The 18,084-nt window shown below is 69.9% G+C and carries 18 protein-coding genes and 3 tRNA genes; 16 read left to right on the forward strand and 5 right to left on the reverse strand.

From position 1 onward, the window contains the following. Window positions 1–3 precede the first annotated feature (3 nt). Window positions 4–88 (forward strand) — tRNA-Ser (locus VM938_13405). Here VM938_13405 and VM938_13410 read toward each other — a convergent pair. Further along, window positions 70–1,794, reverse strand: a complete 1,725-nt coding sequence (locus VM938_13410) for a SpoIIE family protein phosphatase (GenBank protein HVF76034.1) — start codon at window positions 1,792–1,794, stop codon at window positions 70–72. The genes VM938_13405 and VM938_13410 overlap by 19 nt on opposite strands. Before the next feature lie 40 nt (window positions 1,795–1,834). On the opposite strand from VM938_13410, the gene VM938_13415 reads away from it, so the two are divergent. The 11 genes from VM938_13415 (at window position 1,835) to VM938_13465 (ending at window position 11,563) form a co-directional block, all read left to right on the forward strand. Beyond that, window positions 1,835–1,922 (forward strand) — tRNA-Ser (locus VM938_13415). Window positions 1,923–2,020: 98 nt separating this feature from the next. After that, window positions 2,021–3,937, forward strand: coding sequence for an EAL domain-containing protein (locus tag VM938_13420; GenBank protein HVF76035.1), 1,917 nt, complete (start codon window positions 2,021–2,023; stop codon window positions 3,935–3,937). A gap of 32 nt (window positions 3,938–3,969) precedes the next feature. Further along, window positions 3,970–4,260 (forward strand): STAS domain-containing protein, encoded by a 291-nt coding sequence (locus tag VM938_13425; protein ID HVF76036.1) that lies wholly within the window; start codon window positions 3,970–3,972, stop codon window positions 4,258–4,260. Between the two features lie 61 nt (window positions 4,261–4,321). Next, complete coding sequence (locus tag VM938_13430) at window positions 4,322–4,783, forward strand: SigE family RNA polymerase sigma factor (GenBank protein HVF76037.1); 462 nt, start codon at window positions 4,322–4,324, stop codon at window positions 4,781–4,783. Beyond that, a complete protein-coding gene (locus VM938_13435; GenBank protein HVF76038.1) occupies window positions 4,780–5,652 on the forward strand; it encodes a hypothetical protein in 873 nt (290 codons plus the stop codon). Before VM938_13430 ends, VM938_13435 begins: the two co-directional genes overlap by 4 nt. A 26-nt stretch (window positions 5,653–5,678) precedes the next feature. Next, complete coding sequence (locus tag VM938_13440; protein HVF76039.1) at window positions 5,679–6,125, forward strand: MSMEG_6728 family protein; 447 nt, start codon at window positions 5,679–5,681, stop codon at window positions 6,123–6,125. Window positions 6,126–6,156: 31 nt separating this feature from the next. Continuing rightward, window positions 6,157–6,232 (forward strand) — tRNA-Arg (locus VM938_13445). Between the two features lie 144 nt (window positions 6,233–6,376). Beyond that, complete coding sequence (locus tag VM938_13450) at window positions 6,377–8,074, forward strand: ATP-binding protein (protein ID HVF76040.1); 1,698 nt, start codon at window positions 6,377–6,379, stop codon at window positions 8,072–8,074. A 235-nt stretch (window positions 8,075–8,309) separates the two neighbouring features. Then, window positions 8,310–8,942 (forward strand): TetR/AcrR family transcriptional regulator, encoded by a 633-nt coding sequence (locus VM938_13455; protein ID HVF76041.1) that lies wholly within the window; start codon window positions 8,310–8,312, stop codon window positions 8,940–8,942. Continuing rightward, window positions 8,939–10,636 (forward strand): PEP-utilizing enzyme, encoded by a 1,698-nt coding sequence (locus tag VM938_13460; protein ID HVF76042.1) that lies wholly within the window; start codon window positions 8,939–8,941, stop codon window positions 10,634–10,636. Before VM938_13455 ends, VM938_13460 begins: the two co-directional genes overlap by 4 nt. Window positions 10,637–10,783: 147 nt before the next feature. Continuing rightward, complete coding sequence (locus VM938_13465) at window positions 10,784–11,563, forward strand: trypsin-like serine protease (protein ID HVF76043.1); 780 nt, start codon at window positions 10,784–10,786, stop codon at window positions 11,561–11,563. Between the two features lie 129 nt (window positions 11,564–11,692). On the opposite strand, the gene VM938_13470 is transcribed toward VM938_13465, so the two are convergent. The 4 genes from VM938_13470 to VM938_13485 all read right to left on the reverse strand — a co-directional run bounded on the left by VM938_13470 (window position 11,693) and on the right by VM938_13485 (window position 14,551). Continuing rightward, on the reverse strand, window positions 11,693–12,928 hold the full coding sequence (locus VM938_13470) for a PP2C family protein-serine/threonine phosphatase (protein HVF76044.1): 1,236 nt from the start codon (window positions 12,926–12,928) through the stop codon (window positions 11,693–11,695). 45 nt (window positions 12,929–12,973) lie between these two features. Beyond that, window positions 12,974–13,207 carry a hypothetical protein gene (locus tag VM938_13475; GenBank protein HVF76045.1) on the reverse strand — a complete coding sequence of 78 codons (234 nt, stop codon included), beginning with the start codon at window positions 13,205–13,207 and terminating at the stop codon, window positions 12,974–12,976. 45 nt (window positions 13,208–13,252) lie between these two features. Next, window positions 13,253–13,606, reverse strand: coding sequence for an ANTAR domain-containing protein (locus VM938_13480; protein HVF76046.1), 354 nt, complete (start codon window positions 13,604–13,606; stop codon window positions 13,253–13,255). Between the two features lie 84 nt (window positions 13,607–13,690). Beyond that, on the reverse strand, window positions 13,691–14,551 hold the full coding sequence (locus tag VM938_13485; protein ID HVF76047.1) for an MOSC N-terminal beta barrel domain-containing protein: 861 nt from the start codon (window positions 14,549–14,551) through the stop codon (window positions 13,691–13,693). 217 nt (window positions 14,552–14,768) lie between these two features. On the opposite strand from VM938_13485, the gene VM938_13490 reads away from it, so the two are divergent. Genes VM938_13490 through VM938_13505 form a run of 4 tightly spaced genes read left to right on the forward strand, consistent with a single transcriptional unit; the run spans window position 14,769 to window position 18,081 of the window. Then, window positions 14,769–15,065: a hypothetical protein gene (locus VM938_13490; protein HVF76048.1), complete on the forward strand. Its 297-nt coding sequence runs from the start codon at window positions 14,769–14,771 to the stop codon at window positions 15,063–15,065. Beyond that, complete coding sequence (locus VM938_13495) at window positions 15,062–15,904, forward strand: RNA polymerase sigma factor (GenBank protein ID HVF76049.1); 843 nt, start codon at window positions 15,062–15,064, stop codon at window positions 15,902–15,904. The genes VM938_13490 and VM938_13495 overlap by 4 nt, the downstream gene beginning before the upstream one ends. After that, window positions 15,904–16,995, forward strand: coding sequence for a hypothetical protein (locus VM938_13500; protein HVF76050.1), 1,092 nt, complete (start codon window positions 15,904–15,906; stop codon window positions 16,993–16,995). Before VM938_13495 ends, VM938_13500 begins: the two co-directional genes overlap by 1 nt. A gap of 48 nt (window positions 16,996–17,043) precedes the next feature. After that, window positions 17,044–18,081 carry a DUF664 domain-containing protein gene (locus VM938_13505; protein HVF76051.1) on the forward strand — a complete coding sequence of 346 codons (1,038 nt, stop codon included), beginning with the start codon at window positions 17,044–17,046 and terminating at the stop codon, window positions 18,079–18,081. Window positions 18,082–18,084 lie beyond the last annotated feature (3 nt).

Here is an 18,084-nt window from a genome sequence, read left to right on the forward strand (position 1 = left end):
CCGGGAGGGATGGCAGAGCGGCCGAATGCGAGGCTCTTGAAAAGCCTTGAGGGGCAACCCTCCGTGGGTTCAAATCCCACTCCCTCCGCTCGGTACACGCACCACCAGGATGGCGAGGTCGTCGCGGGCCTCGCCCGTGCGGAACTCGTCGACGGCGCCCTCCACGGTTGCTGCCACCGCATCGGCGGCGAGCCCGGCGGCCGACTGCACCGCCTGCAACAGCCGCTCCTCGCCGAACTGCTCGTCGCCCCGCCGGGCTTCGGTCACGCCGTCGGTGTAGAAGACGAGGGCGTCGCCGGGGTTCAGGTGGACGGCGTGGTCGTAGAGGGCGGGGTTCTCGAGGATGCCGAGGATGGTGCCGGGCCGGCCGACGACGCGGGCCGAGCCGTCGGCGCGCAGGACGACAGGCGGTGGGTGGCCGCCCAGCGACACCACCACGTCGGCGTGGCCGTCGGCCGGCCGCACAGTGGCGAAGGCAACGGTGATGAACCGGCCCGCCGCCTCGTGGCGGTTCATTGCCTCGTTGAGCACGGCGAGCACGTTGCGAGGCCGGCGGGTGCGCATGACGGCGGCCCGCAACGTGTAGCGGGCGAAGGCGGTGACCGTCGCCGCCTCGGCGCCCTTGCCGCACACGTCGCCCATGACCACGCCCCACGCCGTGCCCCGCACGGGGAAGAGGTCGTAGAAGTCGCCGCCGACCTCGGCGCCCCGACCGGCGGGGCGGTAGCGCCCGCCCACTTCGAGGCCGGGGATCTCGGGAAGGTGCGGAGGTAGCAGGCTGGCCTGCAGCGTCTGGGCCAAGGCGGCGAAGCGTTCCCCCGATTCGCGCACCTCCTGCTCGGCCCGGCGCCGTTCGAGGAACTGGGCCAACTGCCCGCCGATGGTGGCCACCACGCCGACGAGGTCGGCGTCGACCGGCTTGCGTTCGCCGTGGAAGAAGTCGATGGCGCCGAGGAAGCGGCCCTCCGACATGATCGGGAAAGCGAAGCCCGCGTGGAGGCCCAGGGCCTTGGCCAACGTCGAGCGGGGGTAGCGCTCGTCCTGGGCCAAGTCCTCGACCCACACCGGCGCTTCCCGTTCCCACACCTCGCCGGGCAAGCCTGTGCCGCGGGCGAAGGTGGTGACGCGGGTGAGGCGGGTGAACTCCTCGGCATCGACGCCGGGCGCGCACCACACCTCTTGGCAGCAGAGTGTCTCGCCGTCGTCGGCCACCAGCCACAGGGCGCCCAGTTGCCAGCCCAGGCTTGTGCCGATGGCTTCGAGCACCAACGGCGCCGCCCCTTCGAGGGTGTGCACCGTGCCGCTCAGCCCGAGCAGCACGGCCACGTCGGAGGTGGCCCGGAAATAGCTCGTCATGGCCTGCTGGCGTTCGAGTTGCACCCGGTCCGACAGGTCGCGCAGTGAGGCGACGAAGACCCGGCGGCCCTCGCCCGCCTCGAAGGCGCTGAGGGTGAGCTCGACTTCGATCTCGTGGCCGTCGCGGTGCAGGGCCGGCACCCGCACGGCGGTGCCGATCAGCCGGGCTGTGCCGGTGCGGAGGAATCGGGCGAAGCCGTCGAGGTGGGCATCGCGCAACTGGGGCGGCACGATCTCGACCAGGGCGTGGCCGCGCAACTCGCCCGCGGGCCACCCGAGGAGGTTCTCGGCGGCCGGGTTGCAGTAGACGATGCGGTTGCCGTCGTCGGCTGCAACGATGGCGTCACTGAGCGCGTCGAGGATGACGTCGTGTCCGATCGACGCCAGCGCTTCCCCCGGCAACTCGACCGCCGGCTCAGGTCTGCGAGCAGAAGCCAATGAACCACCTTACCGATGGCGCGTACACTGGCGGCGCCGAGGAGAGGTGCGAGAGCGGCCGAATCGGACTCACTGCTAATGAGTTGACCTCTAACCGGGGTCCGGGGGTTCAAATCCCCCCCTCTCCGCGTAGCGGCCGGACCTCCGGGACCGGCCGCTTTTTTTTTCGCTCAAGTGCGACTAGTTCTTTGCCGACCCCGAGAACTAGTCCTGCCGAGGAGCGCGAGTGTCGAAGTCGAATGACCGCATGTGGCGATGGTTGGCGCTCGTCGCTGTCCCGTGCATCGGGGCGGGCGTGGCCCGGTCCACCACGCAGCTGCGATTCATGATCCTGGTGGGGGCCGGGGTGACGTGGCTGCTGCTGCGGGCCACCGAGCGCAGCCGTTGGTCCGAGCACGTGGCCAAGGCCGAGATGGCGAGCCAGGCCCGGTTCGCAGCGTTCGTGCAGCATTCGTCCGACGTGGTCACCGTGGTCGACGCCACCGGCGTCATCCGCTACCAGAGCCCGTCGGTGGAGCGGGTCTTCGGCTACCAGCCCGGCATCCACGTGGGCACCGAACTGCGGGAGCTGCTCCATCCCGAGGACGCCCGGCGGGTCTTCGGGCTCATCCTCACCGCCGCCGAGGAAGGCCGCACCAGCACGTTGGTCGAGTGCCGGGTGCGCCACGCCGACGGCTCGTGGCGGTACGCCGAGACCGCGGTCAGCAGCCTGCTCGACGACCCCGAGGTGTGCGGCGTCATCCTCAACACCCGTGACGTCAGCGAACGCAAGGTGCTGGAGGAGCAGCTCGCTCATCAGGCCTTTCACGATTCGCTGACCAAGCTGGCCAACCGGGCCCTGCTCAAGGACCGCATCGACCACGCGCTGGCGCGGGCGGCGCGGCGGGGCCGGCCGTTGGCCGTGATGCTGCTCGACCTCGACGGGTTCAAGGCGGTCAACGACAGCCTGGGCCACGACGCAGGCGACGAGCTGCTGGTGGCCGTGGCCGACCGCATCAGCGAGTGCATCCGCCCGACCGACACCGCGGCCCGCCTCGGCGGCGACGAGTTCGCCGTGCTGGTGGAAGACCTGGCGTCGCCGGGCGACTACACGGTGGTGGCCGAGCGAATGCTGGAGTCGCTGCGGGAGCCGTTCTGCCTGCACGGCAAGGAGGTGTTCGTGCGGGGCAGCGTCGGCATCGCCATGGTGGGCGAGGGCGACAACACGTCCGACGAGCTGCTGCGCAACGCCGACGTCGCCATGTACATGGCCAAGGCCGAGGGCAAGAACCGCTACGAGCTGTTCAACCCGAGCATGCACTCGGCCATGCTCGAACGGCTCGACATCGAAGCCGACCTGCGCCGCGCCGTGGAGAACGGCGAGTTCGTCCTGCACTACCAGCCCACTGTGGTCTTGCAGACGGGGCGCATCGCAGGCGTCGAGGCGTTGGTGCGCTGGCAGCACCCGACGCGGGGGCTCGTCCCGCCCATGGAGTTCATCCCCATCGCCGAGGAGACCGGGCTCATCGTGCCCCTGGGCGAGTGGGTGCTGCGCGAGGCATGCGCCCAGGCCCAGCGCTGGCACGAGGAGCACGAGTCGGAGCCGCCGTTGAAGATGGCGGTCAACCTGTCGGTGCGCCAGTTGCAGCAGGAGGACATCGTGGCCACGGTGGCCCAGGTGCTGGCCGACACCGGGTTCGACCCGGCCGCGCTGACGCTGGAGATCACCGAGAGCGCGGTGATGAACGACCACGTCACCACCATCGTGCGGCTCAACGCCCTCAAGGCGCTGGGCGTGCGCATCGCCGTCGACGACTTCGGCACCGGGTACTCGTCGTTGTCGTACCTGCGGCGCTTCCCCATCGACGTGCTCAAGATCGACCGTTCGTTCGTGGACGGCGTGACCGACGGGTCGCAGAAGCGGGCACTGCTTCGCACCATCGTGGAGCTGGGCCGCACGCTGAACCTGGAGACGGTGGCCGAAGGCATCGAGCTACCCGAGGAGCTGCAGCAACTGCGCTCGCTCGACTGCGACCTGGGCCAGGGCTACTACTTCGCCCGGCCACTGGAGGCCGATGCCTTGGGGCCGTTGCTGGCGCAGGGCGAGGTGACGTCGGCCGAGGTCGTGCTCGACTTCCCGGGGCGGCCCACCGAGGTTTTCTGAAACCTGCGGCGGGCCTCGAGCGTTGAAGAGGCATGCACGTCGACGTGGAACGCTCGGGGGACGAAGCGCTGGTGACGTTGGCGGGGGAGCTCGACACCGCGAGCAGCCGGTCGTTGCGGTTGACGTTGGCGTCGCTGGTCGACGACGGCGTGAAGGTGCTGCGGGTGCGGGCCGCGGCACTGTCGTTCCTCGACGCCGCTGGCCTCGGCGTGCTCATCGGCGTGGCCCGTCGGCTGCGTGAGGTGGGCGGGTCGTTGCACCTGGAGTCGGCCAGCCGCCAGGTGTCGCGGGTGGTGGCGTTGAGCGGGGTCGCCCTGGACTGAATCGGCGCGGAACGCCGGGGGTCACCCGGGCGTCTCCCTGTCGATGTCAGTGTCGATGGCGATGGCCGAAGCGGAACCGTGGTCCGGTCCCTTCGTGGAGCTCTATCGGGAGCGCCACGAGCCCATGGTGCGTTTGGCGTACCTGTTGACCGGCGACCGGGCCGCTGCTGAGGAGCTGGTGCAGGACGCCTTCATCGCCGTGCATCGTTCGTGGGGGCGGGTGACGCAACCGTCGGCCTACCTGCGCACGGCGGTGGTGAACGCCTGCCGCTCGTGGGGGCGGCGCCAGGTGCTGGAGCGTGACCGACGGCCGGCGTCGGCCGAGCATGCCTTCCTGGTGGCCGACGAGATGTGGGACCTGTTGCAGACGCTGCCGGAGCGGCAGCGGGCGGCGATCGTGCTGCGGTTCTACGAGGACCTGCCCGATCGGGAGATCGCCGAGATCCTCGGATGCCGGGAGGCGACGGTGCGCACGGCTGTGTTTCGCGGGTTGGCGGCGCTGCGCAAGGAGGTGACGCCATGAGCATCGAGGACGAGGTGCGGTCGATGTTGGTACGTCGGGCGGCCGACGTGTCGGTGGGCGAGGCCGAGTGGCAGCGGCTGGTGTCGCGGCTGGAGGCCGAGACCGGCGTGGCCGGGTCGCGGCGGGTGCGGCCGGTGTGGGTGCTGGCGGCCGCGGCCGTGGTGCTGCTGGTGGTGGGCGCTGCGGTCCTGCTGCCCCGGGAGGACGACTCGGCGGTGCAGGTGGTGACGCCGCCTCAGCCGACGACCACTGTTACGCCCGAGCCGACGACCACGACGACGACGGCCCGGGTGGCACCCGCCGGCGACGAGCCGGTGGTGGCGTTGTACCCGGCGTTGTCGATGCCGGAGTTGGAGGCGCTGGAGGCGGAGGTGGCCAAGGGGGCCCGTGACGACTTGGGCGACCCGCGGGCCGTGGCCGCTGCCTACGTGCGAGAGCGGCTGGGGCCGGACGTGGCGTACTCGGTGGCCGAGTTCCAGCAGGGCGACTCGATGAGCGGCGAGGTGCCGTACCGCACGCCGCCGGAGGGCGACGGCAGCGGGTCGGGCGTGGTGATGGTGCGGAAGCTGCGGTCGCTCTGGTACGTCGTGGGCTCCGCCGCCGACAGCGTGGCCGTGCGCATGGCGTCGTACGACGGGCAGTGGACGGGCGGCGAGGCCGAGGCGCTGGCGGCGGGGCGGCTGCAGGTGTCGGTCGACAGCGGGGTGGCCGGATCGGGCGACGCCTTCGAGGAGATGACGGTGCGACGGGGGCAGCGGGTCGACCTGACGATGGAGTTCGGCAAGCACCGGGCGGTGGTGCTGCGGGTGCGGTTCGTCGGTGCCGACGGGGCGGTGCAGTTCGGGGACTATTTGCTGCCGGCGGCGTAGGGAAGAGAGGCAGGACGCAAACGTTCCTGCCGTACCCCGACTTCGTTGCCTCCGCCCGCGTGCTCGATCCGCGGCGGCTGGGCAAGCAGCGGGTGGAGGCGCTGCAGATCATCCGGGCACTGACGTGGCCGACGTACGGGTGGAAGCACCACCCGGCAGTCGTCATGTGGCAGGGGTGCGAGGAGGCCCTCGGGGCGTACGGGGTGGCCGTGTGCGAGGAGTGGGTGCGTCGTGGGCACGGCGACACGTGCGAGGCGACCATGGCGGCCGACCTGGGGACGGCCGGGGTGCCGGTGCCGCCGCGGCCGCAGGCGGGGTTGGCGGCGGCCGGGGCGCTGCCGGAGTGGCTGGGCGACGAGGCGCTGCACCGCAGCCACCGGTCGGCGCTCCTGCGCAAGGACCCCGAGTGGTACGCCCGGTTCTTCGACGACGTGCCCGACGACCTGCCCTACGTCTGGCCTTCGAAGCGGTAGGGCACGCCTGCTAACGTCTCTGAGCCCACCTGCGCTCGTAGCTCAACGGATAGAGCATCTGACTACGGATCAGAAGGTTGGGGGTTCGAATCCCTCCGAGCGCGCCACATAGATCCCCAACTCCAGGGGAACGTCGGAGTGCCTCGCCGAGCGGCGACACGCGCTGGTCACGGCGTGCAGTGGACCTGTGGAACTGACGAGAAACTGATGGACTGGTGTGACTGCAGACTGTATCAGTTAGCATCCAGTCCGTGGTCACTGTCACCTCTGTGGACTCGGCGCTGGCCAGCATCGCCATGGGCGCCCGAGCAGGTCAGCTCGAAGGCGACGCGCTTGAGTTCAAGCAGCCGGTGCGTGACCCGAAGGAAACGCTGCGTCTCCTGGCCGATGCCGCCGTTTGCTTCGCCAACGCGCGGGGCGGCGACATCGTGCTCGGGGTCGACGACAAAGCAAGCGGCCCCGATGCGTTCGTCGACGTCCCGCGTGATCTCGGCGTCGACATCGTCCGGAAGGGGATCTTCGACCGAACCCGGCCGAGCCTGACGTGCTTCGTCGTGGAGCGCCAAGAGCACGGGCGAAGGCTGATGGTCATCTCTGTACCCCCCGCCGTCGGCACGTGCTCGAACTCCGCGGGCCTCGCCACGAGGAGAATGGGTACCGAGTGTCTGCCGTTCACCCCGGACCAACAGCGAGAGGTGCTGGCATCCCGGGGACTCATCGACTGGACTGCCGAGGCGACGACGGTCCGGTTCGACGAGCTAGCGGCCCTCGAGATCGAGCGTCTTCGCCAGCTACTTCGCCGAGCGGGTCGACAGGATCTGGCATCCCTCGCCACCACGCAGCTGCTGACGGATCTCCGGCTCGTCGCTGGTGAAGATACGGTGAACCGAGCCGGAGCACTGCTGCTCGCCCCTCCCGAACGCCTGGCGATCGAACTACCCGAGTACGGCTACTCATATCAGTACCGAGCGACCTCGGGCGCCGAGGCAAGCTACCGGCTCCGGGGACGTGACCCAATGTTGGCGGCGATTGAACTCCTCATCGATGCCGTTGGACGACGCAGCTATATCGAACCTTTCAACTTGCCCGGAGGGGTGCAGCTGTCGCTGTCGGACTATCCAATCGATGCCGTTCGTGAGTTGATAGTCAACGGGTTGATCCACCGGTCGTACGAAACCCATGGCACGGTCGACATCGAGCACACGGGCGATCAGCTGACGATTTCAAGTCCGGGAGGGTTCGTAGCAGGTGTCTCGCCGGACAACATTCTCACGTACCCGTCGACCCCGAGAAACCGTTTGCTGACGGAAACGGTCGCTCTCCTGCAGCTGGCTGAACGGACGGGCCAAGGAATCGACCGGGCGTACCGCGAGATGTTGCGCAACGGGAAGGAACCGCCCACCTTCCGAACGGAGCAACTACTCGTGCAGGCCACGCTGGCGGGTGGTACGGGCAACAAGTCCTTCGTGCGCTACATCACCGAGCTTCCCGAGGCGCTCGCTCGAGACGTCGAAGTGTTGCTCGCGCTATCTGTCCTGAGGCGGAAACGAACGGTCGATGCTCTGGCGTTGGCTGAAACGATCCAGCGTTCGCCGGCAGAGGCGCAGCGCGTCCTCCAGCGCATGACCGAGGCTCGAATCACGGAACCAACTCGGCGAACTGCACAACATCCGACTCCGACCTATCGCCTTCGCTCAGAGGCCGTAGCGGGGCTGGCCCGCGCACTCGCGTACCGCCGACGTCAGATCGATGCTTCGGACGACAAGGTTCTCGAGCACATTCGCGAGTACGGCTTCATCACCAACAAGACGGTCCAGCGGATGTTCGACATCGACGTGTACAGAGCGCGCAACCTGCTCGCGGACATGCGCGCCCGCCGGCTCATCGCGAAGATTGGCGATGCTCGAGGCGGTCCCGGAGTGCGATACGGCTTTCCCGAGGAAACATGATCGCCGCTACGGCCATCGCCAACGGCCTGCCCCTCTAGACCGTTAACCCGGTGGACTTCGAAGGCATCACAGATCTCGACTTGCGCCGGATCGCCCACCCCGACGAGCGCTCGTAGTCCAGATCGTGCAGTCGAGCCCGTCGGCGAGCCCTGCTGAGCTGCCGACGGTAGCGGCGGTCACTGCTGTCCCGTTGGAGCGTTGACAGAGCGCATGCATTGAAGGCTGACTGTCTGTCATGAAGTCGAAGACGGGCAAGCCCTACTCGAGCCCACTTCGCGCCGAGCAGGCGGCGGCGACGCGGAACCGGATCGTCGACGCAGCCGTGGCGCTCCTGCAAAGCGACGACACCGGGTTCGGAATGCAGGACGTTGCCGAGTGCGCCGGGGTGGCGGTGCGGACCGTCTATCGGGCGTTTCCGACGAAGGACGATCTGCTGGCGGGGGTGCTCGCCGCAATCAAGGAACGGTTCGAGGCGTCTGTCGGTTTGCCGCCCACGACCGCGGAGGAGCTCCATAGCGTGACGGGACCCGCCGTGCGGGCGGTGTACGAGCTGGAGCCGCTGTACCGCGCGCTGTTCGCGACGGCGGCGGGCCGCGAATCGCACCGGCGCTCGGCCGGGGAACGGCGCGCGTTCGTCGAGGCGGCGTTCGCCGACGAGATTGCCGGCTTGAGCGACGAGCAAACCCAACGGTTCACGGCGCTCATCCATCTGGTGACCTCGTCGAGCGGCGTGCTGTTCCTCAAGGACTACGCCGGGCTGGACCGCGACGCGGCAGCGGCGACGGTGTCGTGGGCGGTGGCGGCTCTGATCGCCGCCGTCCGCGATCCCGAGATGCGACACCGACTGGAGCCGAAGGAGGCCGAATGAGGATCGAGTGGAAGGCGCCCGCGGGCGGGTTGTGGGAGCTGGAGAGCACCCACGTCCGGGGCGGCCAGCCCCGAGTGTTCCAGGAGCTGGCACCGACCGCGTTCCGCGACTGCTTCCGGGAGACCGCAGCCCGCTACGGGTTGCCGGTCGACTACGTCGAGGTCCGGTTCGTGAACGACCACTGCTACGCCCGGATGCGTCCGATCGGCGCCCCCGAGCCGAAGCCCGGAAAGCCGAGCAAGGCCCCTCCGGCCTTCGTGCTCAAGGTGTTGGCTCGAGTGCATCCGGAGCTGCGGCGGCGGGCCAGGGCCGCCCGGCGGGCCATCGACGAGCAGCTGTGGAACGTCGATCGGCGGCAATGGGAGCAGCACGGGCGGGCAAGGCTGCTCGACGCCGCTCGCGCCCTGCAGTCCGAGGCAATCGAGGAGCTCGACGATGCGGCACTCGTCGACCATTTGCGCCGGGCCGCCGACCACCTCGAACGGGGTATCGGCACGCACTTCGAGCTGCTCCCGATCCACAACGTCCCCGTCGGGCGCATGCTGCTGGCGTCACGCGGCTGGGGTATCGACCCCGGCGACGTGTTCCCGCTCTTCGCCGGAACCTCACCGGCCTCGACGGCGTCGGCCGAACACCTGGCGACGATCGCGCGAGCCCTCGACCAAGCCGGTGTGGAGCCCCACACGCTCGACGACATCCGCGCCGCCAGCCTCGAAGCCGCCGCCGCGCTCGACGCGTACCTGGCGGACTTCGGCTGGCGGGTTGTCACGCAGTACTCACCCCGGGGGCTCGCCCTCGTCGAGCTTCCCGATGTCCTCCTGCGGGCGATCGCCGTGGCGGCCGAGAGCGCTGACCCGCCGCCCGCAGTGGACGTCAACGTGGTGCGCGACCGAGTCCCCGCCGCCGAACGGGATCGGTTCGACGAGCTGCTCGGCGACGCCCGGGCCTGTTATGGCGTGCGCGACGACAACGTCGCACTCACCTTCATGTGGCCGAGCGGACTCGTCCGGCGCGCCCTTCTCGAAGCCGGCCGACGGCTCGCCGACCGCGGGGTCCTGCGCGAGGACGCCCACGTGTTCGCCCTTGGCCAGGCCGAGATCGCCGCCGCACTCGCGGGTGACACGAGCCTCGGGGACGAAGCCGCCTCTCGCACCGCGCATATCGCCGCCGCCGAGGCGGACGGCGCACCCGCGCAGCTCGGCGCCGACGAAGGACCCCCGCCGGACCCGAACCTCTTCCCGGCGGCGATCGCCGAGCTGCTCGCCGCCATCCTCATGGAGTTCGAGCTCGAGCAGGCGTTCAAGACCGAGCGGGTCGAGACCGCCGGCTGGACCGGCACCGGCGCCGGCGTCGGCACCGCTCCCTACACCGGCCGTGCATGCGTCGCAGCATCCGCAGAGGAGGCCCTCGATCGCCTCCAGCCCGGCGACGTCCTCATTACCGCGCACACCACCCCAGCCTTCGAAGCGATCATGGCCGTCGCCGGCGCCTTGGTCACCGACCACGGCGGCCTCATGAGCCACGCCGCCCTCGTCTGCCGCGAACACGGCATCGCCGCTGTAGTCGGGGTTACCGCCGCCACGTCCCACATCCCCGACGGTGCCACCGTGACCGTCGACCCCACCGTCGGCCACGTCAGCATCGACAGCACCGCTCCGAAGGAGGCGACCGCCGTCCGGCACGCGGCCCGCTGACCCAACCCCGTCCAAGGGCGTGACCCTGGACCGTTCCCGTGCTCGCCCACTTCGGGCTCAAGGGAGGCCTGCCTCGGGCCGAAGGACTAGTCCGAACGGACTATTCCGTCGATCACCCGCCGCCTTATACGAACACGGAGCCGCAGGTTGTCCCCTCGGATCGTCATCGCCCTCGCTGTCGCCTCGCTGGCCCTCTTGGGGCCGGCCGCCCCCGGCGGTGCCATCGCCAACGGAAACCCCGACGGCCAGGAGCACCCGAACGTCGGTGCCCTCGTGGCCGAGTGGCGTTCGCCGGGGGTCAAGGAGGTGCTCTGCTCGGGGACGCTCGTCGCCCCGCGGGTTTTCCTGACCGCGGGCCACTGCACGTCGTACCTGGAGTCGCTCGGGATGAGCCGGGCGTGGGTCACCTTCGACAGCGCCTTCGACTCGTCATCGGTGCTCGTCGGCGGCACCCTGCACACCGACCCCGAGTACCGCCGCAGCCAGGGCGATCCCCACGACCTCGCTGTCGTGGTGCTCGATCGCGAGGTGCGCGGCGTGACGCCCGCCGAGCTGCCGGAGGCAGGAGCGTTCGACGGCGCCGACCTGCGGGGCCGGACGTTCACGGCCGTGGGCTACGGCAAGCACGAGGCGACCAAGGACGGGGCCGGCCGGCCGACCCAGGCCGCCCCGCTGGTGCGGGAGCAGGCAACGGCGTCGCTGACCACCTCGACGGCGACGTGGCTGAAGATGTCGCAGAACGAGGCGCAGGGCTGGGGCGGGACGTGCAAGGGCGACTCGGGCGGCCCGAACTTCCTCGGCAGCTCCAACCTGCTGGCCGCCACCACCGTCACGGGCGACACGTACTGCAAGGCGACCAACGTCGCCTACCGGCTCGACACCCCCTCGGCCCGGCGTTTCCTGGGGCGCTTCGTCGCCCTGCCGTAACGGTCGCCCTGCCGTAACGGTCGGCCACACCACCGGCGGGCCCTCGGCCTGCATTTGCGAGCCCTTCACCGAAACGGTCACCGGGCCACCCGCTCGCCCGCCACACGCAGACGGGGTTGGCCGCCACGCTCAGGTGGTAGCGCGGGTCCGGGTGGCGCCGGCGGTGGCGTCTCGTGACTCCCCAGGCCCGTGCCAGTCGATGCACAGGACGGTGGCGTCGTCGCGAAGTCGTCCGGCGGTGGCGGCAAGGACGTTTTTCGCGAGCTCTCGGACGATCTCGCGGGGATGGCGCTGGGCGTGCTGCTGAAGCGTCGCGGGGATGTCGACGCGGGCGGCGTTCCGTTCGAGAAACCCGTCGGTGACGAGCAGGAGCCGATCACCGGGTTCGAGGCCGATGCGATGGGTGCGGTGCTGGATGTCCAGAACGCCGAGCGCCGGGTCAGAGGGCAGGTCCATCTCTGCCGCTCGCCCCTGGCGGAGCAGGAACGGCGGAGGGTGTCCGGCGTTGACGATCTCGGCCGTGCCGTCCGCGAGCCGTATCCGGAGCAGGAGGCCGGTGACGAACTGGTCGGCGTCGGCCGATTCGAGCAGCTCCCGGTTGGCTGCGCCGGCCTGCTCGGCGGGCGAGGCGATGGAGCGCCGCGTGTTGCGAAGACTGCCGACCGTGAGGGTCGCGAGCATCGCCGCGGTGGTGGAGTGGCCCATCGCGTCGGTGAGGGACGCATAGAGGTACTCGCGGTCGATGGCGTAGTCGAAGGTGTCACCGCCTACATGTGCAGCGGGCTCCAGCCACCCCGCGACGGTGAAGGGACCGCCCTCGATGGTGTACGCGGACGGGAGGAGTCGTCGTTGGATCTCGGCGGCGAGCGAGAACGGCATGTCGCGCTGGGCCCACTCGAACAAGTCCGTGTGGCGTCGGGACGCGATGAGCACGTAGGCGAGCGCATGAGCGGCCGACTCGACGTACTCGAGGACGTCCTCGTCAGGAGCATGCGGCAGCGAGAGCTCGAGTATCCCGATGGCGTCGCCTCGCTCGGTCACGGGCACGAGCAGCTGCCAGCCGTCGGAAAGCTGCCGTACGTCGAGCTCCTGGCTGTGGAGCACCTCCTCGTGGGCCGAGCCCGCGAGGGGGAGCGACTCGGTCCGCTCGTTGCGCCCCTCTCGCGTCTTTCTCGTGTCGGCCACGTGCGCCATCCGGACGACCGCGTCTCCGCTGAAGTTCGTGATGAGGAGACTGACTGCGGTTGCGTCGAGCATCGTCGCCAACTCGCGGGCCAGGACGTCCACGGCGGCGACGGGTGGTGCGGCCTCGACCGCAGCGAGCAGGGTGCGCAGGTCGAGGCGCTGGCGTTCGGCGTCACTCATGTCGTTGGCTCCGTCGCGGCTCGCGATACGAGACGCCGTTCGGCGTCACCAGCTCCGCCGCCGGAAACGATAATCCCCCTTCTGCCTAGTGGGGTTCCCGTTCACAAACCGGCTCCGACGTACGAATGTCAGCTCGGCCACCGGGTTGACGGCCGGGAGCTCACCGAGTCCGCCGACCTCAAGCTCTCCGAGGCGTTGTGGATGGCCGTTCAAGCACTCGACGGTGAAGCCGACGCCGAAGGCCAGGCCCGCCTGCTCCGGGAGTTCGCTCGCCGCCATGCGCCGAGGGTTAATCAACGCGTAGCAGGGCGACGGGCCTGCAGGCTACGAACGGTCCTGCTGCCCCGCGAGGTCGGCAGCGATGTCGCGCAACTTCCGGTTCTCCGCCTGGGACTGCGCCACCAAGACCGCAAATGCTGCGTCCGGACCGCAGTGCATCGTGGACATGATCACGCCCTTGGCCCGCTCGATAACCGAGCGCGACTCCGTCGCCGTGTGCAGTCCCTCGACCTCTTTGACCAACTCGATGATCCGCTGGTCGCGCGCCAGCGCTCGCGCGTCGAGTTCGCCGATGTGCTGCTCTCGTGCCACGGCTTCGGCGTCCAGGCGCCGGATGTGGGCATTGGCCTGTTGTGCGTCGGCCTCGAGCTTCGAGATTTGGGCCTCGTTGTCGGACACCCCGATGGTTTACCCCAGGAATGCGGAGATGCACACGACAGAAATCCGGAGCGACGTCGGCCGGCTTACGAGGCCCGTCGAAGGTCACCCCTCGACGGTCACCTGGTCGCCGCGCGCAACTCGGCCGGGGACTTTGACGTCGGCATAGACGCCGACGCAGGGGTAAAGAACGCCGGTGGCGAAGGTGTCGACGGCGTTGTGCTCGGTGATGGCGCGCAGGACGTCGGGGTCGGCGGGCAGGTCGCCCTGCGGCAGTGTGGTCATGACGCATCGCGGCACGGTGAAGGTGACCGACAGGCGCACCGCTCCGATGGTCAGTTCCCGCCCCTGCCACGCCGTCTCCACAAAGCCCTCTTCGTCGGTCTTCACCACGATGTTCGGGCGGAACCGGCGGGCGTCGATGCGGCTGTCGGGCGCCGACTCCGACAGCCGCCGGAGCGTGCTCGTCGTCACGATGTGTACCGCTCCGAAGTTGAAGAAGTTGCTTCCGGCGCTCATGAATGCCCCGGCGTCGACCAGCTCGTCGCCCTCCTCGACCCTCGACGGGATGTCGAAGTACGGGCCCGCGTCGTTCTTCAGGTCGCGCACCCAGGCCTCGTCGAACGTCGCGCCCGCCGGCGGGACGTCGGCCACCGACACGTCGCGCCCGAAGAAGTCACTCAGCATCCGCGGCAGGCCACGGTCGTCGATCGCCACCCGGGTCCCGTCGGGGAAGGCGACGGTCACCCCGTCGCCTCCCGACGCCGCCGCGAACTCGAAGATGCGGCCCCACCGGCGCGGCCGCTTCACGCTTACGACCTTGCCCGTCTCTTCGTCGACCAACGCGTACGCCCGGTCGCCGACCACGCCCGCGGCCGCCACCTCGACGGCGTCGACCTCCTCCCCGAGCATCGACTTGACCGGGTAGCGCATCAGCGCCGACACCGCCCCCACCACGTCGCTCACGGGCGAGCCTCGAACACCCGGTTGCACGGCGTCTCGGCCTTGGCATGGGCCGCGTGCAACTGCATCGACTCATCGGCCATCGGCTCCACGATAAGGGACGTACTGTCCCGACCGCCCCGGCGACACATAGTTGCGAAGGCGCTGTCACACTCGGGGTCGACCGTGTCTCTCATCTTGTCGACGGCGACGGTCGCCGTCCGACGGAGACGGGAGGAACATGAGCGAGTACGTGCAGGTGTGGAAGGCGAAGGTGGCCGAGGGCGACGTGGAGCAGTTGTTGGCGGTGCGGGCCGAGGCGGTGGCCGAGGCCAAGCGGCTGTGCCCGGCCTTGGTGCAGGCGACGTTGGTGCGGGCCCACGACGGGACGTGGCTCGACGTGCTGGCGTGGAACGCCCCCGACGGCGAGGAGCAGCTGATGGCGCGAGCCGACGAGTTCGATGCCCTCAACCGCATGCACAGCTTCCTGGCCGACGCCGAGCCGGTGGGCCGGGGCGAGGTGGTGGCGAGCGCATGAGCAACGGCGACGCCGACCTCGACGTCGAGGACCTGGCGCGGCGGGCGGCCGACGGCGACCGGGAGGCGCTGTCGGCCCTCGTCCGCCGCCTCCAAGACCCCATGTACCGGATGGCCCTGCGATTCCTCGGCCACCCCCACGACGCCCAGGACGCCACCCAGGAGATCCTGGTCCGCATCGTCACCCACCTCGGCAGCTTCGAAGGGCGGTCACGGTTCACGACGTGGGCCTACACCGTCGCCACCCGCAGCCTGCTGCGCACCAGCAAGCGCTTCGTGGAGTCGTCGGTGCAGGGGCCGGAGCAGTTCGCCGCGTTCCTCGACGCAGGCATGGACGACGGCGACCCCACCAGCGACGAGGCCGAGTACCGCCTGCTGTGCGAGGAGGTGCGGGTCAGCTGCACCTACGGCATGTTGTTGTGCATCCCCCGCGACCAACGAGCGGCCTACCTGTTGGCCGACGTCATCGGCCTCACCCACGTCGAGGGCGCCGAGATCCTCGAGTGCAGCCGAGAGGCGTTCCGTCAGCGGGTGTCGCGAGCCCGACGCACGCTGCGTTATGTGATCGACAACCGCTGCGGGCTGGTCGACCCCGCCAACCCGTGCCGCTGCGGTCGGCAGATCAATGCGAGCCTGCGGGCGGGCATCCTCGACCCCGGCCACCTGCCACTGGCCGAGCACCCTCGCGAGGAGGTGCGCACGTGGATCGAGCCGGTGGCCAAGCAGCTCGACGACGTGGTGGCCATCGGCGACCTCTACCGCTTCGACCGGTTCACGGCGCCCGCGGCGTTGTGGCAGGAGCTGCAAGGCCGCTTCCCCGAACTGCTCGACGCGGGCTGATGCCGCCGTTCAAGGACGAGCTCGGCGTCGACGCCGGTCGCCGGTTGGCTGCCGAGATGGCGCGGGCGTGGTCGGCGTTCCCAGCGCGCCGCTTCACCCGTGGCTTGGCCGACGCCCTGGAGCCGCTGGAGCTCCTGGCCCGGGGCGACGAGCTCGCAGCGCGCCTCCAACAGACCCTGCCGCCCGCGTTCGCCGATGCCGCGGCCGTGCTGCACTGGGTCGCGGCGTCGCCCACCTTCACCGGCTGGATCGTGTTGCCGTGCGGCGGGTTCGTGGCCCGCGCCGGCCTCGACGAGCCCGACGTGGCGCTGCCGCTGCTCGCCGCGCTGACGCCACGGGGGTCGAGCGAGTTTGCCGTGCGCCCGTTCATCGAACGCCACCCCACGCTCACCTACGAGTACCTGCACCGGTGGGCGCTCGACCCCGACGAGCACGTGCGACGGCTGGTGTCGGAAGGCACCCGGCCCCGGCTGCCGTGGGCCCGCCTGCTGCGGTCGCTGATCGCCGACCCCATGCCGAACGTCGCCCTGCTCGACGCCTTGGCCGACGACCCCTCGCCCTACGTGCGGCGGTCGGTGGCCAACCACCTCAACGACATCGCCAAGGACCACCCGGACCTCGCCCTCGAACTGGCCGAGCAATGGAGCGACCGGAGCGCGAACGCAGCGTGGACGGCCCGCCACGGCCTGCGCACCTTGGTGAAACGAGGCGACCCGCGTGCCCTGCGGCTGCTGGGTGCGTCGGTCGACGAAGACGTGCGCCTGGTCGCCTTCGAACCGGACCACCCCCGCATCCGCGTCGGCGACACCGTGACCCTCACCTTCACGCTCTCGCTCGACCGCACCGACGGAGAACCGGTCGACGCCGTGGTCGACTACCGCGTGCACTACGTCGGGGCGCGCGGCGCCAAGGCGCCCAAGGTGTTCAAGCTCACCCGCCGCACCCTCGTGCCCGGGGAACCGCTGACGATCACCCGGCGCCACCGTTTCGACGACGTGTCGATCCGGCACATCCACCCCGGCCGCCACCAGATCGACGTGCAGGTCAACGGGCGCGTGCTGGGCTCGACCTCCGTCGACGTCGAGCGCTGAGCACGTAATAGCCAGCAGGCGCTGCCCGGGCAGGCCCACCATGGTCGGGTGCCCGACACCGAGGACTACCAGGACGACTGGCCCACGTGCGACGAGGCCAATGCCTCGTTCCGGCTGTTCGGAACCGACGTCGATCCCGATGCCGTCACCGGCGTGCTCGGCGTCGACCCGTCCACCAGCTATCGCATAGGCGACCCGGTCGGGCGCACAGGCACCAGGCGCAAGACCAACGCCTGGATCCTCTCGACGGACGGCGTCGTCGACTCTCGCGACCTTCGGCGCCACGTGGATTGGCTGCTCGACGTCGTGGAGCCCCACGCTGCGTATCTTCACGAGGTCGTCGACAACGGGGCGGCGGCCGACCTGTTCTGCTTCTGGCTCTCGCACTCTGGGCACGGCGGCCCGGAACTCTCCCCGCGTCAGACGGAACGCCTGGCGAGGCTGCAGCTTTCCATCGGCCTCGACGTGTACTTCCCTGTGTCGTCTGCACACGGTGACTTGAAGGCCGACCTGCACCGGTACTTGCAGATCGGCCGCGACGCCTTGCTCTGGAAGCTCGACGGGTTGTCCGACTACGACGTGCGCCGCCCGCTGACCCCCACGGGCACCAACCTGCTCGGCATCGTCAAGCACGTGGCCAGCGTCGAGCTCGGGTACTTCGGTGCAACCTTCGGCCGTCCGTCCGACGAGCCGCTGCCGTGGTTCGACGAGGGCGCCGAGGACAACGCCGACATGTGGGCCACGCCCGGCGAATCGCGCGACGACGTCGTCGGCCTCTACCACCGGGCCTGGGCGCACGCCGACGCCACCATCGAGGCCCTGCCGATCGACGCCGTGGGCAGCGTCGCCTGGTGGCCCGAGGAGCGCAGGCAGGTGACGCTGCATCGCATCCTCGTGCACATGATCGCCGAGACCAACCGCCACGCGGGCCACGCCGACGTGGTGCGGGAACTGATCGACGGCCGTGCCGGGCTGCGGCCCGACAACGACAACCTGCCGCCCGGCGCCGACGAGGCCTGGTGGGCGGCCTACCGGGAACGGGTGGAACGGGCGGCGCAGCACGCGGCGCCGGGTGCTAACACGTAGCCG

The sequence above is a fragment of the Acidimicrobiales bacterium genome, from assembly GCA_035536915.1.
In the GTDB taxonomy this organism is placed as follows: Bacteria; Actinomycetota; Acidimicrobiia; order Acidimicrobiales; family JAHWLA01; genus JAHWLA01.

Coding starts and splice junctions, on each gene's coding strand:
- VM938_13425 (HVF76036.1), top strand. CDS start 3,970: ATGCACGTCGACGTGGAACGCTCGGGGGACGAAGCGCTGGTGACGTTG.
- VM938_13430 (HVF76037.1), top strand. CDS start 4,322: ATGGCCGAAGCGGAACCGTGGTCCGGTCCCTTCGTGGAGCTCTATCGG.
- VM938_13435 (HVF76038.1), top strand. CDS start 4,780: ATGAGCATCGAGGACGAGGTGCGGTCGATGTTGGTACGTCGGGCGGCC.
- VM938_13455 (HVF76041.1), top strand. CDS start 8,310: ATGAAGTCGAAGACGGGCAAGCCCTACTCGAGCCCACTTCGCGCCGAG.
- VM938_13460 (HVF76042.1), top strand. CDS start 8,939: ATGAGGATCGAGTGGAAGGCGCCCGCGGGCGGGTTGTGGGAGCTGGAG.
- VM938_13470 (HVF76044.1), bottom strand. CDS start 12,928: ATGAGTGACGCCGAACGCCAGCGCCTCGACCTGCGCACCCTGCTCGCT.
- VM938_13475 (HVF76045.1), bottom strand. CDS start 13,207: ATGGCGGCGAGCGAACTCCCGGAGCAGGCGGGCCTGGCCTTCGGCGTC.
- VM938_13490 (HVF76048.1), top strand. CDS start 14,769: ATGAGCGAGTACGTGCAGGTGTGGAAGGCGAAGGTGGCCGAGGGCGAC.
- VM938_13495 (HVF76049.1), top strand. CDS start 15,062: ATGAGCAACGGCGACGCCGACCTCGACGTCGAGGACCTGGCGCGGCGG.
- VM938_13500 (HVF76050.1), top strand. CDS start 15,904: ATGCCGCCGTTCAAGGACGAGCTCGGCGTCGACGCCGGTCGCCGGTTG.